Raw genomic sequence first — 26,997 nt, 5'->3', positions numbered from 1 at the left:
CGCGCCGCGGTGCAGCATCCTGCCGGGTGCGATGCCCGGCTTCAGAGCGCTGCCAGGAAGCCGCCGATCGCGGGCGTGAAACGGGCGAAGTCGACCAGGAAGGCGTCATGGCCCTGCGGCGATTCCAGCGGCAGCAGCGTGGATTCGGCACCGCCGGCGCGTAGACCGTCGGCGATTTCCTCCTGCTGCTGCAGTGGGAACAGGATGTCGGTGTGCACGCCGATCGCCAGTGCACGCTCCACGTGGATGCGCGCGAGGCCATCGGCCGTGGTGCCGCCGCAGGACTCGCCGATATCAAACCAGTCCATGCAGCGGCTCAGGTACAGATAGCAGTTCGGGTCGAAGTTGCGCACGAAGCGCCGGGCGTGGGCCTCGAGATAGCTCTCCACCTCGAACTCGAGGCCGAAGGGGTCCTCGTCGTCGCGGCGGTCGGAGTCCAGGCGCACGCGGCCGAAACGGCCGTCCCACTCCAGCGCGGACCGGTAGGTGATCACGCCGAGCTTGCGCGCCATGCGCATGCCGCTCTCGGGATAGCGCGCATCGTCGTAGTCGCCGTTGTTCCAGTGCGGATCGAGGCGGATCGCCTCGCGCTGCAGCGAGCGGATCGCGATCGAGAACGGAAGCGCGCGCGCGGCACCCGACACGTTGATATGGCTGCGGGCGATGCCCGGGTGCCGGGCGAGCAGGGCCAGCGCGGCCATGCCGCCCATGGAGTTGCCGATCACGCAGGCCAGGCGCTCGATGCCAAGCGCACGAACCACGTGTGCGGCAGTATCCGCGATGTCCTCGATGGCGACGTCGGGGAACGCGATGCGCCAGGGCTGGCCGGTGGCAGGGTTGATCGTGGCCGGGCCGCTGGAGCCCTTGCAGCTGCCGAGCGAGTTCACGCAGACCACGTGCCAGCGGTCGGTGTCGATGGCCTTTCCGGGGCCCACCATCGCCTCCCACCAGCCGGGGGTGGGGTCGGCCTCGCTCGCCGCGGCGTGCGCGTCCGGCGACAGGCCGGTGAGGATGAGGATCGAGTTGTCGCCGGCGGCGCTGCGGCGGCCCCAGGTCTCGTAGGCGATGCGGCCGTCGCGCAGACCGCCGCCGCGTTTCATGGCGAAGGGCGAGGGCAGTTCGAGGAAGCGCGTGCCGGGCGGGATGAATTCGGTCATGGCCGCAAGTTTAACGGTCGCGGCGCACGGACCGCAGGGCGGTCAATCGGCGCCGATCACCAGTTCCACGATGCCGCTGTTCGGCAGGGACACGCGAACGGCCGCGGATTCCACGTCGTCGGCGCTGCGTTCGACCGTGCCGCTGGCGGAGATCCGTGCCGAGACCAGCACCACGTCCAACTGCGACAGGAGCCGCGTCGGCATCGGGCTGTCGCCGTCGTCGAGCACGATCTCCAGCGGCAGCGTGGAGACCTCGTGGCGTTCGGCGGCGACGGGCATCGGCGGACCGTCGGGGGCGCGCGCCATCACGAACACCGTGCCTTTGCCGCCGAGCCTTTCAGCCACGCCGGGAGCGAGGCTGACGCGCACCCGCAGTGCGTTGTCCGCAGCGGCGGCGGTATCGGTGCCAGGCTGCGCGATGGCAGGCGTCGCCCCGGCGGCCGCGGCTCCAGCACCCGCCGGACCGGCCGCAAGCGCCGGCAGCCCCGCGGCCTCGCGGGCGTCCGCGATCTGCTTGCGCAGGCTGGCGGCGGTGGACGGATCGATCGTTGGCAGCAGCGCCTCCCATGTCGCGGCCGCTTCGGCGTCCATGCCGCGTTGGCGCTGGGCGACGCCGACGAACCAGTGCGCGCGCTGGTTGGCCGGCTGCAGGACCACGGCGCGCTCGAGCAGCGCCAGGGCCTCGTCGTCGAACAGGTTCTGCGGATGCGCCTGGGCGCTGGCCTGGGCGACTTCGACCATCAGGGCGGGTTCGTCGGGAACGAGCTCCAGCGCCTTGGCGTAGGCGTCGCGCGCGCCGGCGTGGTCACCCTGCACCGAGAGCGAGCGCGCAAGCAGCGCCCAGCCCTCCGGCTGCTGCGGATTGCGCTCGAGCTCCGCACGCAGCTGGCTGACCGCTTCGGCGAAGTCCGCTGGATCGACGTGGGGATCACCGCCGGCCACGTCCGGAGTGGTGCGTGCGGCCGGGTCCAGGGCGGCGGGCGTGCCCAGCACCTGGTACAGGCCGACCGACAGCAGCGGGACCACGGCAAGCGCGGTGAGCCAGGTGCGCGGCGAGTTGCGGCGCAGCGGCGCGGCCACCAGCGCCGCCGCCAGCAGGGATGCGAACAGCACTGCGAGGAAGAACAGGGTCGACATCACCACTCCTGCCCGTCGTCGACGGGATCGATCGCGGCGCGGTTGCCGGCGGCGCGCTTGCGTACGACCACGACCAGCACGATTGCGCCGGCCAGCAGCACGAACGCCGGCCCCAGCCACAGCAGCAGGGTGCTGCCGCCGAACTGCGGGCGGTAGAGCACGAACTCGCCGTAGCGGTCGACCAGGAAGGTCTTGATCTCGGCGTCGCTGCGGCCCTCGCGCATCAGGTTGAAGACTTCGCGGCGCAGGTCGTGGGCGATCGGCGCGTCGGAGTCGGCCAGGGACTGGTTCTGGCACATCACGCAGCGCAGCTCGAGGGTCAGCGCGTGGAAGCGCTGCTCCTCGGCCCGGTCGCGGAATTCGAGCGGCTGCACGTTGCGCACGGCCTGCGCGGTGGCAGGAGCCGGCCACAGGGCGAGTGCGGTCATCGCGGCCAGGAGAAGCGCCAACATGGCCGAACCGGCGATGGCGCTGAAGGTCGTGCGGGACGACGTGCGTGCGGCCGCTGCGCGCGACGGCAATCCGTGCGCGCTCATCCGCCGGTCCCCATGCGCTCGACCATCGGCGCCACCACGTTGTCGATGATGTCGTCGGTCAGCGGGCCGACGTGCTTCCAGCGCACGATGCCTTCGGCGTCGACCAGGAAGGTCTCCGGCGCGCCATAGATGCCCCATTCGATCGCGGTGCCGCCTTCGTAGTCGGCGATCACCACCCAGTAGGGATTGCCGAACTGCTCCAGCCAGCGCAGCGCGTCTTCGGGCTCATCCTTCCAGTTGTAGCCGACGACGCGGATCACCTTGGTCTCGGCGTAGCGCGCGATGACCGGGTGTTCGACCTGGCAACCCGGGCACCAGCTGCCCCAGACGTTGAGCAGGTAGGGCTGGCCCTGCAGCTCGGCGGTACCGACGCTGTAGTTGGCATCGTGCAGCACCGGCAGCGAAAACTGCGGGGCCGGCTTGCCGATCAGCGGCGAGGGCAGGGCTTCGCGGTCGGGGCGGTCGGACTGGCGCACGCCCCAGGCCAGCAGCACCACCAAGGCCAGGAAGCCGGCCCCCAGCAGCACGGCCAGCAGCATGCGTCCGCTGCGCGCGGGAGGGGCTCCGGGGGGCTGGGCGGCGTTCATTCCGCCTCCCTGGCTTTCAGCGGCAGGCGGAAGCGGCGGTCGGCGGCGGTGACGAAGCCGCCCAGCGCCATCAGCAGCGCACCGGCCCAGATCCAGCGGATGAAGGGCTTCACGTGCAGGCGCACCGCCCAGGACTCGCCGCCCAGCGGCTCGCCCAGCGCGACGAAGAGGTCGGCGCGCACGCCGGCGTGGATCGCGGCATCGGTCATGACCTGGCCGCCACTGGCGTAGGCGCGCTTCTCGGGATGCAGCAGGACCAGCGGCCTGTCGTCGCGGAACACCTGCACATGGCCGCGGTCGGCCATGTAGTTCGGGCCCGGCACGCGCTCGACGCCATCGAAACGGAAGGCGTAGCGGCCGATCGTCTGGGTCTCGCCCGGCGCCATCGGTACCTCGCGCAGCACGTTCTGCGCTTCGACCAGCATCGCACCGACCACGAACACGGCGACGCCGAGGTGGCCCAGCACCATGCCGAACATCTCCGGGGTGAAGCTGCGTCCCTTGGCGCGGAGCCGGGTCCAGGCAAAGCGCAGCGTGCCCAGCGCGACCCAGGCCGCACCGGCGACGCCCAGGCCGGTCTTCAGCGCGCCCTGGGGCGCCCTGTACCAGGCGATGACGCCCAGCAGCAGGGCCAGGCCCAGCCAGGGCAGCAGCATCGCCAGCGGCTTCGAGGCCTGGTCCTGCTGCCAGCGCGTCAGCGGGCCGAAGGGCACCAGGAACACCAGCGGCGCCATCAGCAGCAGGAACAGGGTGCCGAAGTAGGGCGGGCCGACCGAGACCTTGCCCAGGCCGAGCGCGTCGGCAAGCAGCGGATACAGCGTGCCGAACAGCACCATCGCGCAGGCCGATGCCAGCAGCAGGTTGTTGACCAGCAGCAGGGTCTCGCGCGAGTACGCCGCGAACGGCTTGCCGTCGGCGAGCTTCGGCGCGCGCAGCACGTAGACCGCCAGCGCGCCGCCGATCACGGCGCCGAGGAAGGCGAGGATGAACAGCCCGCGCGAGGGGTCGGCGGCGAACGAGTGCACGCTGGTCAGCACGCCCGAGCGCACCAGGAACGCGCCCAGCAGCGACAGCGAGAACGCCGCGATCGCCAGCAACATGGTCCAGCTGTTGAAGCTGCCGCGCTTCTCGGTGACCGCCTGCGAATGGATCAGCGCCGCGCCCACGATCCAGGGCATGAAGCTGGCGTTCTCGACCGGATCCCAGAACCACCAGCCGCCCCAGCCGAGCTCGTAGTAGGCCCACCAGCTGCCCAGCGCGATGCCGATGGTGAGGAAGCCCCAGGCGACGTTGGTCCAGGGCCGCGACCAGCGCAGCCAGCGCACGTCAACCACCCCTTCCAGCAGCGCGGCGATCGCGAACGCGAACGGCACCACGAAACCGATGTAGCCGATGTACAGCAGCGGCGGATGGATGATCATCCCCGGGTCCTGCAGCAGCGGATTCAGGTCGTGGCCTTCAAGCACCGCCGGAAGCAGGCGTTCGAAGGGGTTCGAGGTGAACACCATGAACGACAGGAAGCCGACCGCGACCAGGCCGATCACGCCCAGCGCGCGCGCGCGGAAACTCCAGGGGATGCGGCCCGACAGTGCCGCCACCGCCGCGTTCCAGACGGCCAGCATCATCGCCCACAGCAGCAGCGAGCCCTCGTGCGCGCCCCAGACGGCGGTGTAACGGTAGATGAGCGGCAGCAGCGAGTTGGAGTTGTCGGCGACGTACTTGACCGAGAAATCCTGCAGCACGAAGGCCAGCGTCAGCAGCACGTAGGCGCCGAGCACCAGCACCAGCTGCGCGAGCGCGGCCGGGCGCGTGACAGCCGCCAGGTCCTCGCGGCCGCGGGCGGCGCCAACCAGGCCGGCAATGCCCTGGAGCACGGCGAACACAAGCGCCAGCGCCAGCGCCGCCTGGCCGATCTCCGGCAGCACCTAGAGTGCGCCTTCCGGCGGCGGGGCAGGCATCTCGACGTTGTGCTTCTCGTGCGCCAGGCCCATCTTGTCCGCGACTTCCTTGGGTACGTAGGTCTCGTCGTGCTTGGCCAGTACGTCGTCGGCGACGAAGGTGCCGTCGGCGCGCATGCGGCCGGTGGCGACCACCGACTGGTTCTCGCGGAACAGGTCGGGGAGGATGCCCGAGAAGACCACCGGCATCAGTGCATCGCCGTCGCTCACCAGGAAGCGCGCTTCCATCGAGCCGGCGGGCCGCTCGAACGAACCGTCGGCGACCATGCCGCCCAGGCGAAAGCGGGTTTCGCCCGAAGCGACGTCGATGCCGGCACGGCCATCGAGCACCTCGGCGGGCGTGAACAGATAGGCGACGTTGCGCTGCAGGGCCATGGCCACCAGCACCGCCACCAGGGAGGCGGCGACGACCACGGCGAGCACGAACCAGAGGCGCCTGCGGCGGGTGGGATTCATCGACCTAGCTCCGTGGGAGGGGTATTGCGGGCGGGGCGTGCGGCCTTGCGCGTGGCCAGGCGGCGCGCGGCGCGCACCTGGCGCGCGATGGCGAAGCGTGGCGCCAGGTAGTCCCAGACCAGCATCACGACGAACACCGCGTAGGCGGCGATGACATATTCGCGATAGCTCATTCGTTCGTCCCTGCGATGCGGCGGGCCCAGTCCTTGCCGGCCTCGCGCTGCAGGTTGTCGGCACGCGCGCGCGCCAGCAGCGAACCGGCGAACCAGAGCTTGGTGCCGATCAGCATCCACACCAGCGGCGGGATCATGCTCGGGTCCATCGAAGATTCGCCGAACACGCGGATGGTCTGGCCCTGGTGCAGTGAGTTCCACCACACCACCGAGTAGCGGATGATCGGCAGCATCACCACGCCGACAAGCGCCAGCAGGCCGGCGGCGCGCGCGGCGGTGCGGCGGTCGTCGATGGCGTGGTACAGGCCGATCACGCCCAGGTACAGGAACAGCAGCACCAGCTGGCTGGTCAGGCGCGGGTCCCAGTCCCACCAGGTGCCCCACATCGGCTTGCCCCAGATCGAACCGGTGGCAAGCGTGACGAAGGTGAAGGCGGCGCCGATCGGCGCGCAGGCCATGGCAAGGATCTCGCACAGCTTGATCCGCCAGATGAGCGCGATCGCGCTGTACAGCGCCATCAGGCCGAACACGAGCAGGCTCATCCAGGCCGCCGGCACGTGGATGTAGAGGATGCGGAAGCTGTCGCCCTGCTGGTAGTCGGCAGGCACCTGGAACAGCGCGCCGTACATGCCCCAGGCCATCACCAGCGCGCCCAGCGCATATCCCCAGGGAGACCACCTGGCGGCGAAACGGTCGAAATAGGGCGGTGAGCCAAGCTGGTGGAACCAGCGGATCACCGGGTTCATGTCGGACATCTGGTCTTCGCTGGCAGGAGGTGGGCAGGCCGGGGATGGGCCGGCTCAAGGCCTCGACGGGCCACGTCAGTGCCCGTCGGCGCATTCTTTCAGGTTTGGACATGCGGGCCAAGCACGATTCTAGCCGCGCTGCGGCAAACACGGGCTGACGCAGGTCAACGCAGTGTTCCGCGTGGCGGCCGTCAGGACAACGCGATCCTGATCGCCGCCGCGGCGGCGAGTGGCGCCAGCACCACAGCGGCCACCAGTCCCGCGGCCAGCAGCAGCAATCCGCCAATCGGATCGAAGCCCTGCGCGGAAGCGGTGACGGCACCGGCACCGAACACCAGCACGGGCACGTACAGCGGCAGCGCCAGCAGGGCGACCAGGATTCCCGAACGGCGCATGCCCACCGTCAGCGCGGCGACCACTGCCCCGAGCAGGGCGAGCAGCGGTGTGCCCAGCGCCAGCGAAGCGAACAGCACGCCCCAGTGTTCGCGCGGGAGCCCCATCAGCTCTGCGAGCACCGGCATCGCCAGCACCAGCGGCAGCGCGGTGGTCGCCCAGTGGGTGGCCACGCGCACCAGCACCAGCCAGGCCAGCGGCACGGGTGCCAGCAGCCACTGTTCAAGCGAACCGTCCTCGGCATCGCCGCGGAACAGGGTGTCCAGCGCGAGCAGGCCGGACAGCAGTACGGCCACCCACAGCGCGCCGGGCGCCACGCGCGCCAGCGTCGCCGGGTCGTTGCCAAGGGCCAGCGCGAACAGCACCAGCACCAGCAAGGCGAACAGGGCGGGTTGCAGCGCGTCGCCGCGCCTGCGCCACAGCATCTGCAGATCGCGCACGGCCAGTGCCCGCGCCGCCGACCACATCACGAAGGCCGCTCCAGCACCAGCAGGCGGGTGCGCACCGGCGGCGCGGAGTAGGCGCCGTGCGTGGTGACCATCGCGCCGCCGCCTTCGCGCAGGTGGGCCTGCACCATGCGGTTCACCAGTTCGATGCCGTCAAGGTCGAGGTTTGCGTAGGGTTCGTCGAGCAGCCACAGCGGTGCGGGCGACAGCCACAGCCGGGCCAGCGACAGGCGTTTGCGCTGGCCGGCGGACATCTGCCGCGCCAACGCATCCTCGTAGCCGGCCAGGCCGACGGTGTCCATCGCGTCCTCGAGCGACATGCCCGGGCGGCTGCCGTGCAGGCCGCAGAGGAAACGCAGGTTCTCCAATGCGCTGAGGTCCGCCTTCTGTGCGGGCAGGTGGCCGAGGTAGCCGACCACGCGCGCCCGCAGCGCCGGCATGGCGGCCTGGTCCTGCAGGCGGATGTCACCGCTGTCGGCGCGAAGCAGTCCGGCAAGGACCTTGAGCAGGGTGGTCTTGCCGGCGCCGTTGTCGCCCTGCACCAGCAGCGCTTCCCCGGCCGCGACCTCGAAATCGATCGGCCCGAACACGGGCATGCCGTTGCGCGTGAAGCGCAAGGCCCGGGCAGAAAGCAGCGTGGGAACGGAGTTGGCGGGTTCGGGCATCGTGCGGCACGGGCCGCGACGGCGACCGGGTGGCGGCTATTCTAGCCAGTCGATCGGGGCGTCGCGCCGGAACCGTCGGGGACGCGTGGACTGCATGCGCAGACGCACCGCGCGGCCACGCGGCCACCAAAGGGCCCCGAGCTGCCCGAACTCGCTGCACAGCTGGTCGAGTTCGTCGGCGGTGATGTCGAAGACCACCCAGCCCGGCTCCCTCCAGCTGCGGTTGGTCGCCGAGGAAAACGCCGGGATGTGTTCCAGCCCGCGTGCGGCGAGTTCCGCTTCAAGCGCCACGTCAGCGCGCCGGTTCGCGGACTCCTCGCGCGGTTTCGAGTAGGGGTTCCAGGCCGACAGCAGCCCGAAGCTGCGCACGCGGTGATGCAGGAGCTCGAGCCCCGGTACCGGCAGGCCGATGTGGATGTCATGCCAGTCGCCATCCCGGGCCCAGCGATAGGTCGCCTCGAGGTAGGCGGTCGCGAGGCGCTGGACATCGGCCTCGGGGACATCGGGCGTCGGCGTCGGCATACCCGGGATTTAACGCCAGCCGGGGCGCTGCGTAAACTCGGCTCCGCCGGCAGGTGGCCGGGACGGAGGACTCGCATGCCCGGTACCAAGCTTCCCAGGGTCGGTACGACCATTTTCACCGTGATGTCGCAGCTGGCGGCCGAACACGGCGCGGTCAACCTGGGGCAGGGCTTCCCCGACTTCGACGTACCCTCCCGTCTGGTGGATTCGCTGGATCGCGCGATGCGTGCCGGCCACAACCAGTACGCGCCGATGACCGGCGTGGTGGCCCTGCGCGAGGCGATCGCGGACAAGACCCTGGCGCTGTACGGCCATCGCCCGGATCCGGACGCCGAGGTCACCGTGACCAGCGGCGCCACGGAGGCGATCTTCAACGCCATCCACGCCGTGGTCCGCGCCGGCGACGAGGTCGTGGTGCTGGACCCGGCCTACGACTGCTACGAACCGGCGATCGACCTGGCCGGCGCGCGCGCCGTGCACGTGCCGCTGGACCCGGCGACCTTCGCGCCCGACTGGGCGCGGGTGCGCGCCGCCATCGGCCCGAAGACGCGGATGTTGATCGTCAACACGCCGCACAACCCGTCGGGCGCGACGCTGACGGCCGACGACATGGCCGAGCTCGCCGCCATCGTCCAGGACACCGGCGTCTGGCTGATCTCGGACGAGGTCTACGAGCACATTGTGTTCGATGGCGCTCGCCACGAATCGGCGCTGAGGTATCCGGCGCTGCGCGAGCGGGCCTTCGTGGTGTCGAGCTTCGGCAAGACCTACCACTGCACCGGCTGGAAGGTCGGCTACTGCATCGCGCCGCCGGGGCTGTCGCTCGAGTTCCGCAAGGTGCACCAGTACAACGTGTTCTGCACCTTCGCGCCGGCGCAGCACGCGTTCGCTGAAATGTTGCGCGAGGAGCCAGGGCACCACCTCGGCCTGGGCGACTTCTACCAGGCCAAGCGCGACGCGTTCCGCGAGCAGCTCAAGGCCACGCGGCTGCGGCCGCTGCCAGTGCCGGGCGGCTACTTCCAGCTGGTGGATTATTCCGCGGTCAGCAACCTGCCGGATGTCGAATTCTGCCGCTGGCTGACCATCGAGCACGGCGTGGCTTCGATCCCGCTGTCGCCGTTCTATGAAACCCCGCCTCCCGGCCAGCGCCTGGCGCGACTGTGCTTCGCCAAGGCGCAGCCGACCCTGGACGCGGCCATCGAGCGGCTGGCGAGGCTAGGATAAAGCCATGGACAACCTGCGCATCTCCCTTGTCCAGGGCGACACGCTCTGGCACGACCCCGCCGGCAACCGCGAATATTACGGTGGACTGATCGCGCCGCTGCGCGGCATCACCGACCTGGTGCTGCTGCCGGAAACTTTCACCAGCGGCTTCAGCAACGACGCCATCGAACAGGCCGAAGGCATGGACGGCCCCACCGTGCGCTGGATGCGCGACCAGGCCGCCGCGCTGGGCGTGGTGGTGACCGGCAGCGTGCAGCTGCGTGATGGCGACAGCGTCTTCAACCGCATGCTCTGGGCCACGCCCGACGGTGGGCTGCAGCACTACGACAAGCGCCATCTCTTCACCTACGCGCGCGAGCACGAGCGCTATGCCGCCGGCCGCGATCGCCTGGTGGTGGAACTCAAGGGCTGGCGCATCAATCCGCTGGTCTGCTACGACCTGCGCTTCCCGGTGTTCGCGCGCAACACCCTGGATGCCGCGGGCAGGCCGGCGTTCGACCTGCAGCTGTACGTGGCGAACTGGCCGGCCGCGCGCGCCTATGCGTGGAAGACGCTGCTGCGCGCGCGGGCGATCGAGAACCTGTGCTACGTCGCCGGGCTCAACCGCGTCGGGCGCGATGGCAACGGCCTGGCGTACTGCGGCGACAGCGCGGTGATCGACTTCCTCGGTGCGCCGCTGAGCGAGTGCACCGACGAAGAGGTGGTGGTGACCACTACTTTGCTCGCCGACACGCTGGCGGCCCACCGCGAACACTTCCCCGCGCTGCGCGACGGGGATGTGTTCATGCTCGCCGAGGGCTGAGCGGGATCGAGCCGGGTCGGAGTCCGACCCGGTTCAACGGGTGCTGCTCAGGCGCCGCGCCGACCCCCACCGCCGCCGCTGCGCGGTCCGCGGGGACCCGCACCCTGCGGGCGTCCGCCCGGCCGGGCGCCGCCGCCCGGGCGCGGGCCGCCGCCGGGACGACCGCCACCGGGCTTGCCGCCACCCGGCTTGCCAGCGCCGGGACGCGCCGGGCGCGGACCGCGGGGGCGGTCATGGGCGCCGCCGGGCGTGGCGTGATCGGAGGGAAACACCGGCGCGTTGCCGGGATGGCCATAGGGGTGCGCCGCGCGCGCGGGCCGGCCCGCGCCACCTGGACGACCGCCGCCACCGCCAGGGCGCCCGGCGCCCGCCGGCTTGCGTGGACCGCGGGCGCCCGCCGGACCCGCGTTGCGGTGGCCCGAGGGGCCGGTGTCGACGCCATCGGGCACGTACCAGCTGCGGAACGCGGCCGGATTGCCTTCTGGCAGCGCGCGCTTGTCCTTACGCGCCTTCAGCGGGTTGTGCGACTGGCGCGCAGCGGCTTCGCCGGTAACGGTCAGGCCGCCCGAGGGCTTGCGCGGGCCGCCGCGACGGCCGCGGTCTTCGCGGACGTTGTCGAAGCGGCGCAGTTCGCGGCCTTCGTCGGCGGTGCTGTGGCCGCCGACGTAGCCGGCGCTGCGGTGCTGTCCGCCCACGTGCACGGTGGACTTCGCGGCGCGGCGCTGGCCGATCACAGGCAGCAGGGTGAGGGCGGCGGGGGCGCCGTCTTCCAGGCCGAGCTTCGTGCGAAGCGCCTGCACCTTGTCGTCGGCAAGCTCCTGCGACTGCCCGCGCAGCAGCGGCTGCGGAAGCTGCACCGGCCCGTAGCGCACGCGCTTGAGGCGGCTGACCTGGCAGCCCTGCGATTCCCACAGGCGGCGCACTTCGCGGTTGCGGCCTTCCTTGAGCAGCACCTGGAACCACTCGTTGCTCATATTGTCCTGGGCCGGGGTGCCGCCGATGCGCTTGATCTCGTCGAACTTCGCCGGGCCATCCTCGAGCGCCACGCCGCGGCGCAGCCGGTCGACGATGTTCTCGGGCACGGTCTCCGCGCCTTCGGGTGCGCGCACGCGGCAGACGTACTCGCGTTCGATCTCGAACGAGGGGTGCATCATCGCGTTCGCCAGCTCGCCGTCGGTGGTCAGCAGCAGCAGGCCGGTGGTGTTGATGTCGAGGCGGCCGATCGCGATCCAGCGCGCGCCCTTGAGCGCGGGCAGGGAATCGAAGATCGTCGGACGGCCCTCGGGGTCTTCGCGGGTGGTCACTTCGCCTTCGGGCTTGTTGTAGAGCAGCACGCGGGCGGGCTCGGTGAGCGCACTGGCGACGAAGGTCTTGCCGTCCAGTTCAACGCGGTCGCCGCCGCCGACGCTCATGCCGACCTGCGCGACTTCGCCGTTGACCTTGACCAGGCCCTCGGTGATGCGCTGTTCCAGCGCGCGGCGCGAGCCCAGTCCGGCCTGTGCCAGGACCTTGTGCAGGCGTTCTTCCAGGCGCGGGGCCTCGGCTCCCGCGGTGGTGGTGGCGTCGGTGCTGCGCTTCAGCGACAGCTTGCGGCCGCCAGTCTTGTCTTGGGTCATTCTTCTTCCACTCCGGTGCTGTCGCCTTCGACGGCGAGGGCATCTTCTTGTCGTGCCGCATCGTGCGGCGGGCTTGGGTCGGTATCCGTGGAGTCCACGGCGTTGGTTTCAATGTCGTTTTCGTGCGTTTCGTCGTCGGCTTCGATGTCGGCTTCGATGTCGCCGAGCGGCATCGCATCCGGGGCGCCGTCCCCGTCGCGCTCGAAGCGCAGCTGCGGTTCCAGTTCGCCGAAGTCCTTGAGCTCGGACAGCGGCGGCAGTTCGTCCAGGCGCTTGAGGCCGAAGTAGTCGAGGAAGCCCTTGGTGGTGCCGAGCAGCTCGGGCTTGCCGGGCATGTCGCGGTGGCCGACGACGCGGATCCACTCGCGCTCTTCCAGCGCCTTGATGATGTTGCTGTTGGTGGACACGCCGCGGACCTGTTCGATCTCGCCACGGGTGATCGGCTGCCGGTACGCGATCAGGGCCAGGGTCTCGAGGGTGGCGCGGGTGTACTTGACCTGGCGCTCGGTCCACAGCCGCGCCACCCAGGGATGGACGTCGGCTTTCACCTGGTAGCGCCAGCCCGACGCGACCTCGACCAGCTCCACGCCGCGTTCGGCGCAGTCGTCCCGCAGCGCTTCCAGCGCCTGCGCGATGCTGCCTTCGGGCGCCGGCTCATCGAGCGGGAACAGGGCGTTGAGCTGCACCACGGTCAGCGGCTGGCTGGCGGCCAGCAGCGCGGCTTCGACGATGCGTTTGATCAGTTGTGGATCCATGTGCGTCCTGTGGCGGAAAGCGGTGCGTCAGCGCGCCGCGTCGTCGTCGTTGGCGGGTGCGATGTCGTCGTCGAACTCGCTGGCGAACTCCAGCGGCGGGCCGTCCTCGCGCGCCACCGCCAGCGACTTGACGTAGATCGGCGCCAGCGGCGCCTCCTGGACCACGTCGAGCAGCTGCTCCTTGGCCAGCTCGAGGATCGACAGGAAGGTGACCACCACGCCAAGCCGGCCCTCGCGGGGCTCGAACAGCTGCTCGAAGCGGTGGAAGGCACCGTCTTCGAGCCGGGCAAGCAGTTCGCCCATGCGCTGGCGGACGCTCAGGGCGTCGCGCCTGATCGCGTGCCCGGTGAACAGGTCGGCGCGCTTGAGCACGTCGTGCAGCGCCAGCAGCATCTCGCGCAGCTCGACCGGGGGCGGCTCGCGATGCACGCTGCGCTCGGGCACGAAAGCCTTCGCCGGCGTGGTGTCGCGGTCCAGGCGCGGCAGGGTGTCGATGTCCTCGGCGGCCTGCTTGAAGCGCTCGTATTCCTGCAGCCTGCGGACGAGGTCGGCGCGCGGGTCGTCCTCCAGGCCTTCCTCGAGCGGCGGCCGCGGCAGCAGCATCCGCGACTTGATCTCGGCCAGGATCGCGGCCATCACCAGGTACTCGGCCGCCAGCTCGAAACGCAGCTCCTGCATCACGTCGATGTAGGTGACGTACTGGCGGGTGATCTCCGCCACCGGGATATCCAGGATGTCGAGGTTCTGGCGGCGGATCAGGTACAGCAGCAGGTCCAGCGGGCCTTCGAACGCCTCGAGGATGACTTCGAGCGCATCCGGCGGGATGTACAGGTCCTGCGGCATCTGCAGCAGCGGCTGGCCGTGCACCGTCGCCAGCGCGAACTCCTGCTGCATCGGGTGGCTTCCGGACGCCGGGGCGTCCGACGCGGGTGCGGCGGCGGTGTCTGGACCGGCTTGGGTCATCGGTTGGCGGCCCCCTCCGGGCCACTGGAACGTTGGACGGCAAGGGCCGGGCTCGGGTGGGAGCCACGGTCCACGTCTGTGCGGCTGGACGCCGCGGCATTGCAGCCTGACCATGCCCGGCCGCGCGCGACGGCAAGCGGCCGAGGCGGCGCGATGGTGGTGAGGTGTGGTCGGGCCGGTGGGGACAGGACGGGCGGGCAGATCGCCGCCGCTGCGTTCCGGCCTCGGAACCGGGCTTCAGGGTACGGGCAGGAGATACGGCTTGTCCAGCCCGGCCGCAGGGCGGCTTCATTGCGGGTTGCGGCTAGGATATCCGCCAGTGCATTCAAGACAGTGGAGCAGGGCGGATGTGGTACGCGATTGAAGGACGTGATGGCGCCGATGTGCTCGGCAGGCGCAGCGCGGCGCGCGAGGCGCATCTTGCGCGACTGCATGCCCTGCGTGACGAAGGCCGGCTGCTGCTGGCCGGTCCCTGTCCCGCGGTCGATGCAGAGGATCCGGGCCCGGCGGGGTTCAGCGGCAGCATCGTGATTGCCGGTTTCGAATCGCTCGATGACGCCCGCGCCTGGGCCGATGCCGACCCCTATGTCGCAGCCGGCGTGTACGCCAGCGTCGAGGTGCGGCCGTTCCGGAAGGTGTTGCCCTGACACGCGTTGTGGTGCAGCACGGACGTGCTTTGCCGGCCGCGATGTAAACGTTTACATTCGAGTCGGGCCAAGGGATGCGAGGGGTCGATGGCGGTCACGATCAAGGACGTGGCACGCGAAGCCGGGGTGTCGGTCGCCACGGTATCGCGCGCGATCAACGACCAGGGCAACGTCGCTCCCGCCGTGCGCGAACGCGTGCTGGCCGTGGTGCGTGCACTCGACTACGCCCCGCACCAGGCGGCGCGCGCGCTGAGCAGCCGCCGCACCCACACCATCGGCGTGGTGCTGCCGGATCTCCATGGCGAATTTTTTTCCGAGCTGATCCGGGGCATCGGCCAGGCCGCGCGTGCGCATCGCCTGCACCTGCTGGTGTCGAGCGACCATGGCGACGCCGCCGAGCAGGGTGCTGCGCTGCTGGCGATGCGCGGTCGCGTGGACGGCGTGCTGCTGATGGCGCCCACCGACGAGGGCATCCGCTTCCTGGCGGACCACCTGGCGCCGACGCTGCCCGCGGTGCTGATCAATACGGCCGACCCCGAAGGCCGCAGGCCGAGCGTGGCCGTGGACGGCTATGGCGGTGCACGCGCGATGGTCCGGCACCTGGTGGCCATGGGCCATCGCCGCATCGCGTTCATCTCGGGACCCGCGGACAACCGCGACGCCCGCGAGCGCCGGTGCGGCTACGAGGATGAGCTCGTGGCCAGCGTCCCGGGTGTCGCGCCCCTCGTGCTTTCCGGGGACTTCGAAGAGGCGTCGGGCACGCGTGCCGGTCTCCGCCTGCTTGAGGGCGACCGCCCGGACGCCGTGTTCGCGGCCAACGACGCCATGGCCATCGGCTGCCTGCGTGCCTTCGTCGATGCGGGCGTGGACGTGCCCGGCGACATCGCCCTGGCCGGATTCGACGATATCCCGCTCGCCCGCCACGTGCGTCCGGCGCTTACGACCATGCGCACGGACATCGCCGGACTCGGGAGCGGGGCGCTGCGGACCCTGCTCGAGCACATTCCCTCGGGCGCGGCCGGTGCGCCTGCGGTGCCATTGCCGCCGGAACTGATCGTGCGCGACTCCACCCGTCCACCTCGCATTCACGCCATTGCGAATGGTCGTCCGTGAACATCCCCACGCGGCCCTCGTGGCCGAGCACCGCAACGGGTCCATCGCTTGAGCGCCCTGGGAGGGGATATGTCATGAATTCGAACCACAACCATCCGCGGAATGGACGGACCACGCAGGCGCAGCGTTCGCTGCTGTGCTGCGCGCTCGCGGCAGCCATGCTGCTGTCCACGCCGGCCGCCATGGCACAGTCGACCGGCGCCACCCTGCGTGGCCAGGTCATGGTCGACTCGGCCCCGGCGGACGACGCCACGGTCACCGCCACCAACACCGCGACCGGGCTTGAGCGCAGCGTGCGGACCAGCGACGGCAGCTACAGTCTCGCGGGCCTTCCGCCGGGGCCGTATCGGGTGGAGGTCGAAGCCGGCGGCCAGGCCAGCAGCCAGGACGTCACCCTGCGCATCGGCCAGACGGCCACGCTGGACCTGCGCACGGGCGGGGTAGCTGAAGCCGCGCCCGTGGGCGAGGCCACGGACATCGCTGCGGTCGTGGTGACCGGACAGTCCCTCGTCGAGACCCGGACCTCCGAGGTGGCCACCTATGTGTCGCAGCGGCAGATCCAGGCGCTTCCGCAGGCGTCGCGCAACTTCCTCGCCTTTGCCGATACCGTGCCGGGCATGATCTTCGAAACCGCCTCGGACGGATCCACCAAGCTGCGCGGCGGCGCACAGAGTTCCAACGGCATCAACGTCTTCATCGACGGCGTGGGCCAGAAGAACTACGTGCTCAAGGGCGGCGTGAGCGGCCAGGATTCCACCAGCGGCAATCCCTTCCCGCAGCTCGCCATCGGCGAGTACAAGGTCATCACGTCGAACTACAAGGCGGAGTACGACCAGATCAGCAGCGCCGCGATCACGGCGGTGACCAAGTCGGGCACCAACGAGTTCGAGGGAAGCTTCTTCTGGGACTACACCTCCGATGGCTGGCGGTCGGAGACCGTCCGCGAAGCCGCGGATGGCGCCAAGGTTCCGTCGAGCGAGGAGCAGTACGGCGCAGCGTTCAGCGGTCCGATCATCCAGGACCGGCTGTTCTTCTTCGTCACCTACGAGGCCAAGGAGATCGATCGTCCGCGTGACGTGCGCATCGGAGACAGCGCGTTCAACCCGGCCGATCTCACTCCCGAACTGGCTGCGAACCTCGGGTCCTTCACCGCACCGTTCGCGCAGGACCTGTACTTCGGCAAGCTCACCTGGTTCGCCGGGGACGACCATCTTCTGGAGCTGTCCGTCCGGCGCCGCGACGAGGAAGAGTTGCAGGCCATCGGCGATGGCCCCAACACGCCTTCGTACGGCTCCAGCAAGACCAACGACAGCACGCGCATCGACCTGCGCTGGCAGTGGACCGGCGAGACGTGGCTGAACGATCTCCACCTCACGTCCGAGGACGATTTCTGGAGTCCCCGCCCGATCACCATCGGACCCGGCCTGGACATCCGCAACAACCTGGTCAACCAGGTCGACGGGAGCACCATCCTCAACCTTGGCGGTGGCCCCGACTTCCAGAACAAGGGACAGGAAGGCTACTCGCTGCAGAACGACTTCACGTTCACGGGTTTCCTGGACCACACCATCAAGGCCGGCATCAAGCTGAAGTCGGTGGACGTGGAGTCGTTCCAGCAGCAGCCCTACAACGCCCAGTACCGGGTCGATTACTACGAGAACCTTGCCGCCGGCCGCGACACCGTCGACGCCTTCATCCCGTGGCGCGTGGAATTCGGCGCGCCGCTGCCGGGAATCGACGACCGCACGGTCAGTTCGAACAACAAGCAGTTCGGTATCTACCTGCAGGACGACTGGCAGGTGAACGAAAAGCTGATCCTGAACATCGGTATCCGCTACGACTACGAGGAGACGCCGGCCTACGAGGACTTCGTGACCCCGGAAGCCCTGGTAGCCGCACTGCGGGCCTGGCCCAATCTCCAGGGTCCGAACGTCGACTACGACATCGAGGACTACATCAGCAACGGGCGCAACCGCGAACCCGACAAGGACAACTGGGCGCCACGCCTGGGGTTCTCCTACGACCTGTTCGCCGACCAGCGGCACGTGCTGTTCGGCGGCATCGGGCGATCGTACGACCGCAACCTGTTCGACTACCTGGCGCTGGAGCAGCAGAAGAACACCTTCCCGGGCTACACGTATTTCTTCGATACGCCCGAACACGATTGCTCCAGCTCGGGACCGACCTGCCTTGCGTGGGATCCGTCCTATTTCGAGATCGAGAACCTGTATGCGCTGGTCGCGGACAGCCCCAACCTGGGGGCCGAGGTCAACCTCATCAACAATGACCTCGAGACGCCATATTCCGACCAGTTCAGCATCGGCATGCGCAACAGCTTCACCTTGGGCGGCGTGGACTGGAGCACGTCGACGACGCTTGCGCACATCCGCAGCTACGACGGCATCCTGTTCACGCTCGGCAATCGTTGGCCCGACGGAAGCTTCCGCGACCCGGCCAATCCCGATGCCACCTGGGGCGGCCAGCCGTGGGGCCACCCGATTCCCGGCTTCGGCACGCTGATCATCGCCGACAACGGCATCGAGACCCGGCTCAACTCGCTCCTGTTCTCGCTCGAGAAGCCGTTCCGCAGCGACTCACCTTGGGGCGTCACGCTTGCCTACACCTACAGCGACGCCAAGGAAAACCGGTTCAAGGCCGCCAGTGAGGACGAGCACTACCTGTTCGACGGCCCGGACCTGGACGGGCAGCGCTTCCTGACCGCGGTGGGCGTCCCAAGGCACAGGCTGGTGGCGACAGGCATTGCCGAATGGGGCGGGGTCACGTTCTCGAGCAAGCTGACGCTGGCAAGCCCGTCACCGAAGGATTCGATCAACTGCCGCGACGTCGACCTGCCGGGCAACTGCTTCTTCGACGATTTCACTCCCGATGGGACGATCGGCTTCAAGCAGTTCGACGTCGCGATCCAGAAGGTCTGGGACACGGGGACCAACATCCGCTTCCGGGTGCGCGGTGATCTCCTGAACGTCTTCAACTGGAACAACTACATCGACTACAACACCAACCGGGGCGACCCTGGCAATCCAAACCCGACGTTTGGCGACCGCAACGGCAACAGCACCGTGTGGCCGCCGCGCATGTTCAAACTGTCCCTGGGCTTTGACTGGTAGTTGAGCCATCCGCCACGGCCGGTGGCATGCCGGCCGCGGCGTCCGTACTGGAGTACTTCCCGATAATGCGATCCGTGCCACCCCGCCGTCCCTGGTTGCTCCTGCCGCTGGTGGCCGTCCTGCTGTTTGCCGGATGCGGGCGCGAGGCACCCGACTCTGAAGTGGCACCGCCCCGGCCGGGGCCGATCGAGGAAGTGGTGGTCACCGCGCCGCCGCCGACCGATGCCGCGATGCCCGCGAAGATGCCGCTGCCGCAGCTGTTCCGCGACATCGAAAAGCGCACCTTCCAGTTCTTCTGGGATACCACCGACGAGCGCAACGGCATGACGCCCGACCGTTTCCCGTCGCGGCCGTTCGCCAGCGTGGCGGCCATCGGCTTCGCGCTGACCGCGTATCCGGTCGGCATCGAGAACGGATGGATCGGCCGGCGACAGGCGGTGGATCGCACGCTGTTGACGCTGGAGTTCCTGCTGGAGTCTCCGCAGGGACCGGAGGCGACCGGCACCATCGGCCATCGCGGCTTCTTCTACCACTTCCTCGACATGCGCACCGGCCACCGGTACGAGCCCTGGGTGGAGCTGTCGAGCGTCGACACCGGCCTGATGATGCTCGGCGTGCTGTTCGCGCAGAGCTACTACGATGGCGACGACCCGCGCGAGCAGCGCATCCGGGAGCTCGCGGACGAACTCTACGGGCGCATCGAGTGGCCCTGGCTGCAGCAGCGGCCGCCGCTGATCTCGATGGGCTGGTATCCGGAGCGCGGCTTCATCGAGCACGACTGGACCGGCTACGACGAGGCCATGCTGGTCTACATCCTGGCACTGGGTTCGCCGACGCATCCGGTGGAACCGGAGGCCTGGACCGCCTGGACGCAGACCTATGACGACAGCTGGGGCATTTTCCAGGGCCAGGAATATTTGAGCTTCGCGCCGCACTTCGGGCACCAGTACAGCCACGCCTGGATCGACTTCCGCGGCATCCGCGACGCCTACATGCGCGGCCGCGGCATCGACTATTTCGAGAACTCGCGGCGTGCGACCTATGCCCAGCGTTCCTACGCGATCGAGAACCCGATGGGCTGGAAGGGCTACGGCGCCGATATCTGGGGGCTGACCGCGAGCGACGGTCCCCAGCGTACCGACCAGGAGTTCAACGGCGAGTTGCGCGAGTTCCGCCACTACAGTGCGCGCGGCGCCGGCATCGCGGTGGCCTTCGACGACGGCACCATCGCGCCGACCGCGGCGATCGGCTCGCTGCCGTATGCGCCGGAAATCGTGATCCCGGCTACCCAGGCGCTGGTGGACCAGTACGGCGAGTATCTGTATTCGAGCTACGGCTTCCTGGATGCCTTCAACCCGAGCTTCGACTTCGACATCCCGCTCAAGACCGGCCGCCTGGTCCCGGGCAGGGGCTGGGTGGCGAGCGACTACATCGGCATCGACCAGGGGCCGATCCTGATCGGCATCGCGAACTACCGGAACGATTTCGTCTGGAACGTCATGAAGCGCAACCCGCATATCCGCAGGGGCCTGGAGCGCGCGGGCTTCACCGGCGGCTGGCTGGCGGAGCTGCAAGCGCGTGACGCGGCGGGGGCCGCGGAACGCGCGGCGGACGAAGCGGAGCCGGCGGGCGGGGCCGGCGACCCGGACGGGCCGGCGGAAGCCAGCCCGAGCCCGGCGACTGCACCCGCGCCGCCGCCGCGGGCGGGCTGACGCGGTATGCCCGGGTCGGGTCCCCGAAGCATCCGCTGCGGCCTGTTGCTGGCCGTCCTGGTCGTGGGAAGCCTGCTCGCGGGCTGCGCGCGCAAGGACGCCGACGACACGACCACGATCCGCTTCTGGGCGATGGGTCGCGAGGCGGAAGTCGTCGGGACGCTGCTGCCGGACTTCCATCGCGAGCACCCCGGTCTGCGCGTGGAGGTGCAGGCGATTCCCTGGACCGCCGCCCACGAGAAGCTGCTGACCGCCTATGCCGCCGAGGCGATGCCCGACCTGCTGCAGCTGGGCAATACCTGGATCCCCGAGTTCGCGGCGCTCGATGCGCTGGAGCCTCTCGGCCAGCGCGTCGAGCGCTCGGCCGGTATCAGTGCCGCCGACTATTTCCCGGGCATCTGGGACACGAACCTCGTCGACGGCACGCTGATGGGGGTGCCCTGGTACGTGGACACGCGGCTGCTGTTCTATCGCAAGGACATCCTGCGCGAGGCCGGTGTCGCGCTTCCCTTGCGGACCTGGGACGAGTGGGCTGCCGCAATGGACGCGATCCAGCGCCATGTCGGGCCGGAGCGCTACGCGATCCTGCTGCCGCTGAACGAATTCGAGCCGCAGCTCTCGCTCGCCCTGCAGCAGTCCGACCCGTTGCTGCGGCAGAACGGCACCAGAGGGAATTTCCAGAGCGCGGGCTTCCGCGAAACGCTGGCCTTCTACGCTCGTATCTTCGACGAGGGCTGGGCGCCGGTGCTGTCGGAAACCCAGATCTCCAACGTCTGGGACGAGTTTTTCCGCGGCTTCAACGCCTTCTACCTCTCGGGCCCATGGAACATCCGCGAATTCCGCCGGCGTGCGCCGCCGGAGTTGGCCGAGCAGTGGGGCACGATGCCGCTGCCGGGTCCCGATGGCCCGGGCGCCGGCATCGCTGGCGGCACCAGCCTGGTGCTGCCGCGGGGCGGCACGAACGCCGACGCCGCCTGGCTGCTGGTGGAGTACCTGTCGCGGCCCGAGGTGCAGCGGCGCTTCCATGCCCTCAGCGGCAACCTGCCGCCGCGGCGCAGCACCTGGGAGCACCCGGACCTGGCCGGTGATCCATTGGCGGCCGCCTTCCGAGACCAACTGGAGCGCGTGCGCCCGACGCCCAAGGTGCTGGAGTGGGAGCGTATCGCGCAGGAGATCCGCCTGGTGACCGAGCGCGTGGTGCGCGGCGGCCTTGCGCAGGACCAGGCGGTGCGCGAACTCGACGCCAGCGTCGACGCGATCCTCGCCAAGCGCCGCTGGATCGTCGAACAGGAGGGGCGCTGATGCGCGGCGGCATCGCCGGCTGGATGTTCGTGGCGCCCGCATTGCTCGTGCTGGGCCTGTTCTTCGCACTGCCCGTGGCCTCGGCGCTGCTGCTGAGCCTGACCGATTTCGACCTCTACGCACTGGCCGATCCGGCGAACCTGCGCTTCGTCGCGCTCGACAACTACATCGAGCTGCTGCGCACGCCGATCTTCTGGAAGGCGCTGTGGAACACCACGTACTTCGTCGTGGTGGGCGTGCCGCTGTCGATCGCGGTCTCGCTGGCCGCCGCGCTGCTGCTCGACTCGCAGCTGGCACGCGCCAAGGCCTTCTTCCGCACCGCGTTGTTCGCGCCGGTGGTAACCACCCTGGTGGCGGTGGCGGTGATCTGGCGCTACCTCTTCCATACCAGCTACGGGCTGGTGAACTGGGCGCTCGGGCACGTGGGCATCGCGCCGATCGACTGGCTGGGCGACCCGCTGTGGGCGATGCCGACGATCATCGGCTTCGCGGTGTGGAAGAACTTCGGCTACAACATGGTGATCCTGCTTGCCGGCCTGCAGGCCATTCCGCGAGAGCTGTACGAAGCCGCGCGCATCGACGGTGCCTCGACCTGGCGGCAGATCGTGCACATCACCCTGCCGTCGCTGGGGCCGGTGCTGCTGGTGGTCTCGGTGATCACGGTGTCGGGCTACTTCCAGCTGTTCGCCGAGCCCTATGTGATGACCCGCGGCGACCCGCTGCAGTCGACGGTGAGCGTGCTGTATTTCATGTTCGAGGAAGGTTTCAAGTGGTGGAACCTGGGTCGCGCATCGGCCGTGGCCTTCCTGCTGTTCCTGGTGATCCTGGGCGCGACCACGCTGCTGCTGCGCGCCGGCCGCAAGCGGGACCTGGTATGAGCGGGCCCGTGGGCGGCTCGCGGCTGGAGGTGCTGCTGGTCAACGGCGCGCTGGCGGCATTCGCGCTGCTGGCGCTGGCGCCGCTGGCGTGGATGGTCTCGGTGTCGTTCATGCCGATGGGCGAGGCCAGCCGCTTTCCGCCGCCGCTGCTGCCGGCCGTGGTCACGCTCGACAACTACCGCGAACTGTTCGCGCGCACCGGCTTCGGCCGCGCCTTCGCCAACAGCCTCATCGTGTCGCTTGCGATCACGCTGGGCTCGCTGCTGGTCAACACCGCCGCTGGCTACGCCTTCGCCAAGCTGCGCTTCCGTGGCCGCGAGCGCCTGTTCCAGCTGATGCTGGCGGCGCTGGTGGTGCCGGCGCAGGTGGCGATGCTGCCGCTGTTCCTGCTGATGAAGGAGCTGGGGCTGGTCAACAGCCTGGGCGGCGTGGTGGTGCCGTCGCTGGCGGGCGTGTTCGGCATCTTCCTGGTGCGGCAGTACGCGCGATCCATCCCCGACGCGCTGATCGAGGCCGCGCGCATCGATGGCGCCGGGGAGCTGCGGATCTTCTTCCAAGTGGTGCTGCCGCTGCTGAAGCCGGTGCTGGTGACGCTTGCGATCTTCACCTTCATGGCGGCGTGGAACGATTTCATGTGGCCGCTGATCGTGCTCGCCGAGCAACAGCAGTACACGTTGCCGGTGGCGCTGGCGGCGCTGTCGCGTGAGCACATCATGGACGTGGAGATGATGATGGCCGGCGCCGTGGTGACGGTGCTGCCGGTGCTGCTGCTGTTCCTGTCGCTGCAGCGGTATTACATGCAGGGGCTGCTGCTGGGCAGCGTCAAGGGTTGAGGAGATGCGGGTGATGGCTTTCGAGGAGACGGTGCGGATGTGCGGGCGCGGTGCGAGGCGCCGCTGCCGGCCGATGCGCTGGACCGTGGCGAAGCTGCTTGTGCTGTCCGCGAGCGTGGTGGCCGCGCCGGCTGCCGCGCAGGAGGTCGTTTCCACCCGCGTGATCGACGACTTCGAAAGCCCACTCGCCTGGAGCACGGTGGCCTCCGACCAGGTCAGCGCCTCGATCCGCGTCGTCGACGGCGACGCGGGGCGCGCACTCTGCCTGGACTACGACTTCAACGGCGTCTCCGGGCACGCCGGTATCCAGCGCGCGCTGCCGCTCGATTTCCCGGGCAACTACCGCTTCGATTTTCGCCTGCGCGGTGACGCACCGGCCAACGACCTGCAGTTCAAGCTCGTCGACGCCAGCGGCGACAACGTCTGGTGGGTGAACCGGACGTCGGTCGAGCCTCCGGCGCACTGGACGCCGCTGCGGCACAAGGCGAGGCACATCGTGAAGGCCTGGGGTCCGGATCCGGATCCGGTGCTGCGGGCCAGCGCGACGCTGGAGTTCGTGGTCTACAACCGGGTCGGCGGCCGGGGTTCAGTGTGTTTCGACGAACTGACCTTCAGCGAACTGGCGCCGGCCGATGACAGTCCGCTCGATGCCACCGCCATCGCCATCGCCGGCAACGCGGCCCTGGCGGTCGATGGGGATGTCGCGACGGCCTGGCGTGCGCCAGCGATTGCCGGCGGCCAGCGGCTGGTGCTCGACCTCGGCAGCGTCCGTGAATTCGGCGGGCTGGTGCTTGACTGGCTGCCGGGTGCGCAGGCATCGCACTACGACATCCAGCTGTCCGACGATGGGGCAGGGTGGCGGAACGTCCGCAAGGTGGAACGGGGCAATGGCGCCCGCGACTGGATCGCGCTGCCGGAGTCGGAAGCGCGCTACGTCGCCCTCGACCTCATCGCCGGGCCCGGTCCGGAGTTCGCGCTCGGCGAGGTCGCGGTGCAGCCGCTCGGATTCAGCGCGCATCCCAATGACTTCGTGCGCGCCGTGGCCGCCGACCTGCCGCGTGGACGTTTCCCTCGCGGGTTCAGCGGAGAGCAGCCCTACTGGACGATCCTCGGCATCGACGGTGGCCTGCAGCAGGGCCTGATCGGCGAGGACGGCGCGGTCGAGGTCGCGCGCGGCGGCTTCAGCGTCGAGCCCTTCGTGCTGGCCAACGGCCGCCTGGTCAGCTGGGCCGACGCTACGCCCCGACAGTCACTGCAGGATGGCTACCTGCCGATCCCCAGCGTCGACTGGCGGCACCGGGACTTCTCGCTGCGTGTCACCGCATTCGCGACGGGGGATGCCGGGAACTCGCAGCTGGTGCTCCGCTACCGCCTGGCCAATGTCAGCGGGCGCGCGCAGGAGCTCCAGCTGGCGCTCGCCGCGCGGCCGCTGCAGGTGAATCCACCGGCGCAGTTCCTCAACACCATCGGCGGCGTGAGCCGGATCGAGGACATCGCCGTCGACGGCGGCATGGTGTCCGTCGCGGGCGTGCCGCGGGTCTTTGCCAAGCAGATTCCGCAGGCGTCGTTCGCATCGGCCTTCGATGCCGGCGACGCGGTGCAGCACCTGGCCGGCGGCAAGCTGCCGGCCACCACGCGCGTGGTGGACGATCCGACAGGCCTGGCGTCGGCGGCCCTGGTCTACAGGATGCGGCTGGGGCCGGGCGAGGTCGGCAGCGTCGAAGTGATGGTGCCGATGACCGGTGGCAGCGGTCCGGCGCGACGGTGGTGGGACGCGGAGCAGCTGCAGCAGCAGGTCGCGACGCAGTGGCGCGCGAAGCTCGACCAGGTGCGCCTGGACCTGCCGCCCCAGGGCCAGGCACTGGCCGACAGCCTGCGCACGGCGCTGGCGCACATGCTCATCTCGCGGGTCGGCCCGCGACTGCAGCCGGGCACGCGTTCGTACTCGCGCAGCTGGATCCGTGACGGCGCGATGATCTCCGAAGGCCTGCTGCGCCTGGGGCGCGCCGACGCCGTGCGCGACTACGTCGAGTGGTATGCGCCCTTCCAGTTCGACGACGGCAAGGTGCCTTGCTGCGTGGATGACCGCGGCAGCGATCCAGTGCCCGAGAACGACAGCCACGGCGAGCTGATCTTCAATATCGCCGAGTACTGGCGCTATACCGGCGACGATGGGTTCCTCGAACGCATGTGGCCGCACGTGCTCGCGGCCTACGAGTACATGGAAGCGCTGGCGCTGAGCGAACGCACCGAAGCCAACCGGGCGATCGACCCCGCCTTCTACGGAATGATGCCGGCCTCGATCAGCCATGAGGGCTATTCGGCCAAGCCGATGCACTCGTACTGGGACAATTTCTGGGCGCTGCGCGGCTACAAGGACGCGGTGCAGGTGGCCGAGGCACTCGGGAAGGACGCCGATGCCGCGCGCATGGCGGCATCGCGCGACCGCTTCCGCGCCGACCTCATGGCATCCCTGGATGCCGCGGCGGCGCGGCACGGCATCGACTACCTCCCCGGTGCGGCGGAGCTCGGCGACTTCGACGCCACATCCACCACCATCGCCCTGGCGCCGGGCGGCGAGCTCGCCAACCTCCCGCCCGACCGCCTGCACAAGACCTTCGAGCGCTACTGGCGCGAGTTCGTCGCCCGTCGCGATGGCCAGCGCGAATGGGATGCCTACACGCCCTACGAGTGGCGCAACGTCGGCGCCTTCGTCCGCCTGGGCTGGCGCGAGCGTGCCTGGGAGGCCGCCGACTGGTTGATGGCCGACCGCGCGCCGCCCGCCTGGAACCAGTGGGCGGAAGTGGTGACACCGACGCCGCGCAAGCCCTTCTTCCTCGGTGACCTGCCGCATGCCTGGGTGGCCTCGGACTTCGTGCGCTCGGCGCTGGACATGTTCGCCCACGTGCGCGAGTCCGACGACAGCATCGTGTTGGCCGCGGGCGTGCCCGCCGACTGGTTCGACCAGGGCTTCGGCCTGCGCGGGCTGCGAACGCCAGGCGGCGCGCTGGCCTACGCGTTCCGGCGCGACGACGACGTGCTCGTGCTCGAGGTCGAAGACGGCCTGGCGCTTCCGGCCGGGGGGCTGGTGTTGCCCTGGCCCTGGGTCGGCGGTGCTCCGGGTGCGACGACCATCGACGGTCGCCCCGCCACGTGGGAGGGGAATGAACTGCGTATCCAGCACCTGCCCGCGCGCGTCGAGATCGAGCGTCCCGCGCGCCCGGCGGGCGCCGCGCCACGCGGGTGAT

23 protein-coding genes and 1 pseudogene are annotated in these 26,997 nt (G+C 69.6%); 10 read left to right on the top strand and 14 right to left on the bottom strand.

All coding sequences use genetic code 11. From position 1 onward, the window contains the following. Positions 1-41: 41 nt before the first annotated feature. The 11 genes from metX to ACW5F0_RS03660 form a co-directional block, all read right to left on the bottom strand. Positions 42-1,157 (bottom strand): homoserine O-acetyltransferase MetX, encoded by a 1,116-nt coding sequence (gene metX / locus ACW5F0_RS03710; RefSeq protein WP_456999050.1) that lies wholly within the window; start codon positions 1,155-1,157, stop codon positions 42-44. Between the two features lie 42 nt (positions 1,158-1,199). Beyond that, positions 1,200-2,294 carry a tetratricopeptide repeat protein gene (locus ACW5F0_RS03705; protein WP_456964675.1) on the bottom strand — a complete coding sequence of 365 codons (1,095 nt, stop codon included), beginning with the start codon at positions 2,292-2,294 and terminating at the stop codon, positions 1,200-1,202. After that, complete coding sequence (locus ACW5F0_RS03700) at positions 2,294-2,746, bottom strand: cytochrome c-type biogenesis protein (RefSeq protein ID WP_456964674.1); 453 nt, start codon at positions 2,744-2,746, stop codon at positions 2,294-2,296. Before ACW5F0_RS03700 ends, ACW5F0_RS03705 begins: the two co-directional genes overlap by 1 nt. Before the next feature lie 80 nt (positions 2,747-2,826). Next, entirely contained in the window at positions 2,827-3,417 is a 591-nt protein-coding gene (locus tag ACW5F0_RS03695) for a DsbE family thiol:disulfide interchange protein (protein WP_456964673.1), read from the bottom strand. Next, positions 3,414-5,342 carry a heme lyase CcmF/NrfE family subunit gene (locus ACW5F0_RS03690; protein ID WP_456964672.1) on the bottom strand — a complete coding sequence of 643 codons (1,929 nt, stop codon included), beginning with the start codon at positions 5,340-5,342 and terminating at the stop codon, positions 3,414-3,416. Before ACW5F0_RS03690 ends, ACW5F0_RS03695 begins: the two co-directional genes overlap by 4 nt. Continuing rightward, positions 5,343-5,831, bottom strand: a complete 489-nt coding sequence (gene ccmE, locus ACW5F0_RS03685; RefSeq protein ID WP_456999049.1) for a cytochrome c maturation protein CcmE — start codon at positions 5,829-5,831, stop codon at positions 5,343-5,345. After that, on the bottom strand, positions 5,828-6,004 hold the full coding sequence (ccmD, locus tag ACW5F0_RS03680) for a heme exporter protein CcmD (RefSeq protein ID WP_456964670.1): 177 nt from the start codon (positions 6,002-6,004) through the stop codon (positions 5,828-5,830). The genes ccmE and ccmD overlap by 4 nt, the downstream gene beginning before the upstream one ends. Next, on the bottom strand, positions 6,001-6,750 hold the full coding sequence (locus tag ACW5F0_RS03675) for a heme ABC transporter permease (RefSeq protein ID WP_456965261.1): 750 nt from the start codon (positions 6,748-6,750) through the stop codon (positions 6,001-6,003). The genes ccmD and ACW5F0_RS03675 overlap by 4 nt, the downstream gene beginning before the upstream one ends. 191 nt (positions 6,751-6,941) lie before the next feature. Beyond that, positions 6,942-7,610 carry a heme exporter protein CcmB gene (ccmB, locus tag ACW5F0_RS03670; protein ID WP_456965260.1) on the bottom strand — a complete coding sequence of 223 codons (669 nt, stop codon included), beginning with the start codon at positions 7,608-7,610 and terminating at the stop codon, positions 6,942-6,944. Then, positions 7,610-8,254, bottom strand: coding sequence for a heme ABC exporter ATP-binding protein CcmA (ccmA, locus tag ACW5F0_RS03665; protein ID WP_456999048.1), 645 nt, complete (start codon positions 8,252-8,254; stop codon positions 7,610-7,612). Before ccmA ends, ccmB begins: the two co-directional genes overlap by 1 nt. 36 nt (positions 8,255-8,290) lie before the next feature. Further along, positions 8,291-8,776: a DUF3293 domain-containing protein gene (locus ACW5F0_RS03660; protein ID WP_456964668.1), complete on the bottom strand. Its 486-nt coding sequence runs from the start codon at positions 8,774-8,776 to the stop codon at positions 8,291-8,293. Positions 8,777-8,851: 75 nt separating this feature from the next. Between ACW5F0_RS03660 and ACW5F0_RS03655 the strand changes: the two genes are divergently transcribed. Both ACW5F0_RS03655 and ACW5F0_RS03650 read left to right on the top strand, forming a co-directional pair. Further along, the gene (locus tag ACW5F0_RS03655) at positions 8,852-10,000 is read left to right on the top strand and encodes a pyridoxal phosphate-dependent aminotransferase (protein ID WP_456964667.1); all 1,149 of its coding nucleotides are present in this window, start codon (positions 8,852-8,854) and stop codon (positions 9,998-10,000) included. Between the two features lie 4 nt (positions 10,001-10,004). Continuing rightward, entirely contained in the window at positions 10,005-10,802 is a 798-nt protein-coding gene (locus ACW5F0_RS03650; protein WP_456999047.1) for an amidohydrolase, read from the top strand. A 47-nt stretch (positions 10,803-10,849) separates the two neighbouring features. On the opposite strand, the gene ACW5F0_RS03645 is transcribed toward ACW5F0_RS03650, so the two are convergent. The 3 genes and pseudogenes from ACW5F0_RS03645 to ACW5F0_RS03635 form a co-directional block, all read right to left on the bottom strand. Further along, entirely contained in the window at positions 10,850-12,418 is a 1,569-nt protein-coding gene (locus ACW5F0_RS03645) for a pseudouridine synthase (RefSeq protein WP_456964665.1), read from the bottom strand. 172 nt (positions 12,419-12,590) lie between these two features. Then, a pseudogene (gene scpB, locus ACW5F0_RS03640) lies at positions 12,591-13,173 on the bottom strand (SMC-Scp complex subunit ScpB); the annotation flags it as partial. A 27-nt stretch (positions 13,174-13,200) separates the two neighbouring features. Beyond that, positions 13,201-14,067 carry a segregation and condensation protein A gene (locus tag ACW5F0_RS03635; protein ID WP_456965259.1) on the bottom strand — a complete coding sequence of 289 codons (867 nt, stop codon included), beginning with the start codon at positions 14,065-14,067 and terminating at the stop codon, positions 13,201-13,203. Positions 14,068-14,483: 416 nt separating this feature from the next. Here ACW5F0_RS03635 and ACW5F0_RS03630 point away from each other — a divergent pair, with 416 nt between their 5' ends. From ACW5F0_RS03630 to ACW5F0_RS03595, 8 genes are all read left to right on the top strand, one after another. Further along, positions 14,484-14,783, top strand: a complete 300-nt coding sequence (locus ACW5F0_RS03630) for a YciI family protein (RefSeq protein WP_456964664.1) — start codon at positions 14,484-14,486, stop codon at positions 14,781-14,783. A gap of 87 nt (positions 14,784-14,870) precedes the next feature. Continuing rightward, on the top strand, positions 14,871-15,896 hold the full coding sequence (locus ACW5F0_RS03625; protein WP_456999046.1) for a LacI family DNA-binding transcriptional regulator: 1,026 nt from the start codon (positions 14,871-14,873) through the stop codon (positions 15,894-15,896). A gap of 74 nt (positions 15,897-15,970) precedes the next feature. Further along, the gene (locus tag ACW5F0_RS03620) at positions 15,971-19,024 is read left to right on the top strand and encodes a TonB-dependent receptor (protein WP_456999045.1); all 3,054 of its coding nucleotides are present in this window, start codon (positions 15,971-15,973) and stop codon (positions 19,022-19,024) included. 74 nt (positions 19,025-19,098) lie between these two features. Further along, positions 19,099-20,736: a glucoamylase family protein gene (locus tag ACW5F0_RS03615; protein WP_456964661.1), complete on the top strand. Its 1,638-nt coding sequence runs from the start codon at positions 19,099-19,101 to the stop codon at positions 20,734-20,736. A 6-nt stretch (positions 20,737-20,742) separates the two neighbouring features. Further along, positions 20,743-22,038: a sugar ABC transporter substrate-binding protein gene (locus tag ACW5F0_RS03610; RefSeq protein WP_456999044.1), complete on the top strand. Its 1,296-nt coding sequence runs from the start codon at positions 20,743-20,745 to the stop codon at positions 22,036-22,038. Then, complete coding sequence (locus tag ACW5F0_RS03605; RefSeq protein WP_456964659.1) at positions 22,038-22,916, top strand: carbohydrate ABC transporter permease; 879 nt, start codon at positions 22,038-22,040, stop codon at positions 22,914-22,916. The genes ACW5F0_RS03610 and ACW5F0_RS03605 overlap by 1 nt, the downstream gene beginning before the upstream one ends. Beyond that, the gene (locus ACW5F0_RS03600; protein WP_456999043.1) at positions 22,913-23,749 is read left to right on the top strand and encodes a carbohydrate ABC transporter permease; all 837 of its coding nucleotides are present in this window, start codon (positions 22,913-22,915) and stop codon (positions 23,747-23,749) included. The genes ACW5F0_RS03605 and ACW5F0_RS03600 overlap by 4 nt, the downstream gene beginning before the upstream one ends. A gap of 73 nt (positions 23,750-23,822) precedes the next feature. Next, a complete protein-coding gene (locus tag ACW5F0_RS03595) occupies positions 23,823-26,996 on the top strand; it encodes a discoidin domain-containing protein (protein ID WP_456999162.1) in 3,174 nt (1,057 codons plus the stop codon). Position 26,997: the final 1 nt, after the last annotated feature.

This window comes from Luteimonas sp. A534, assembly GCF_054072805.1.
The sequence above is the reverse complement of the archived record's forward strand: the minus strand, read 5'-3'. Positions and strand labels throughout refer to the sequence as shown.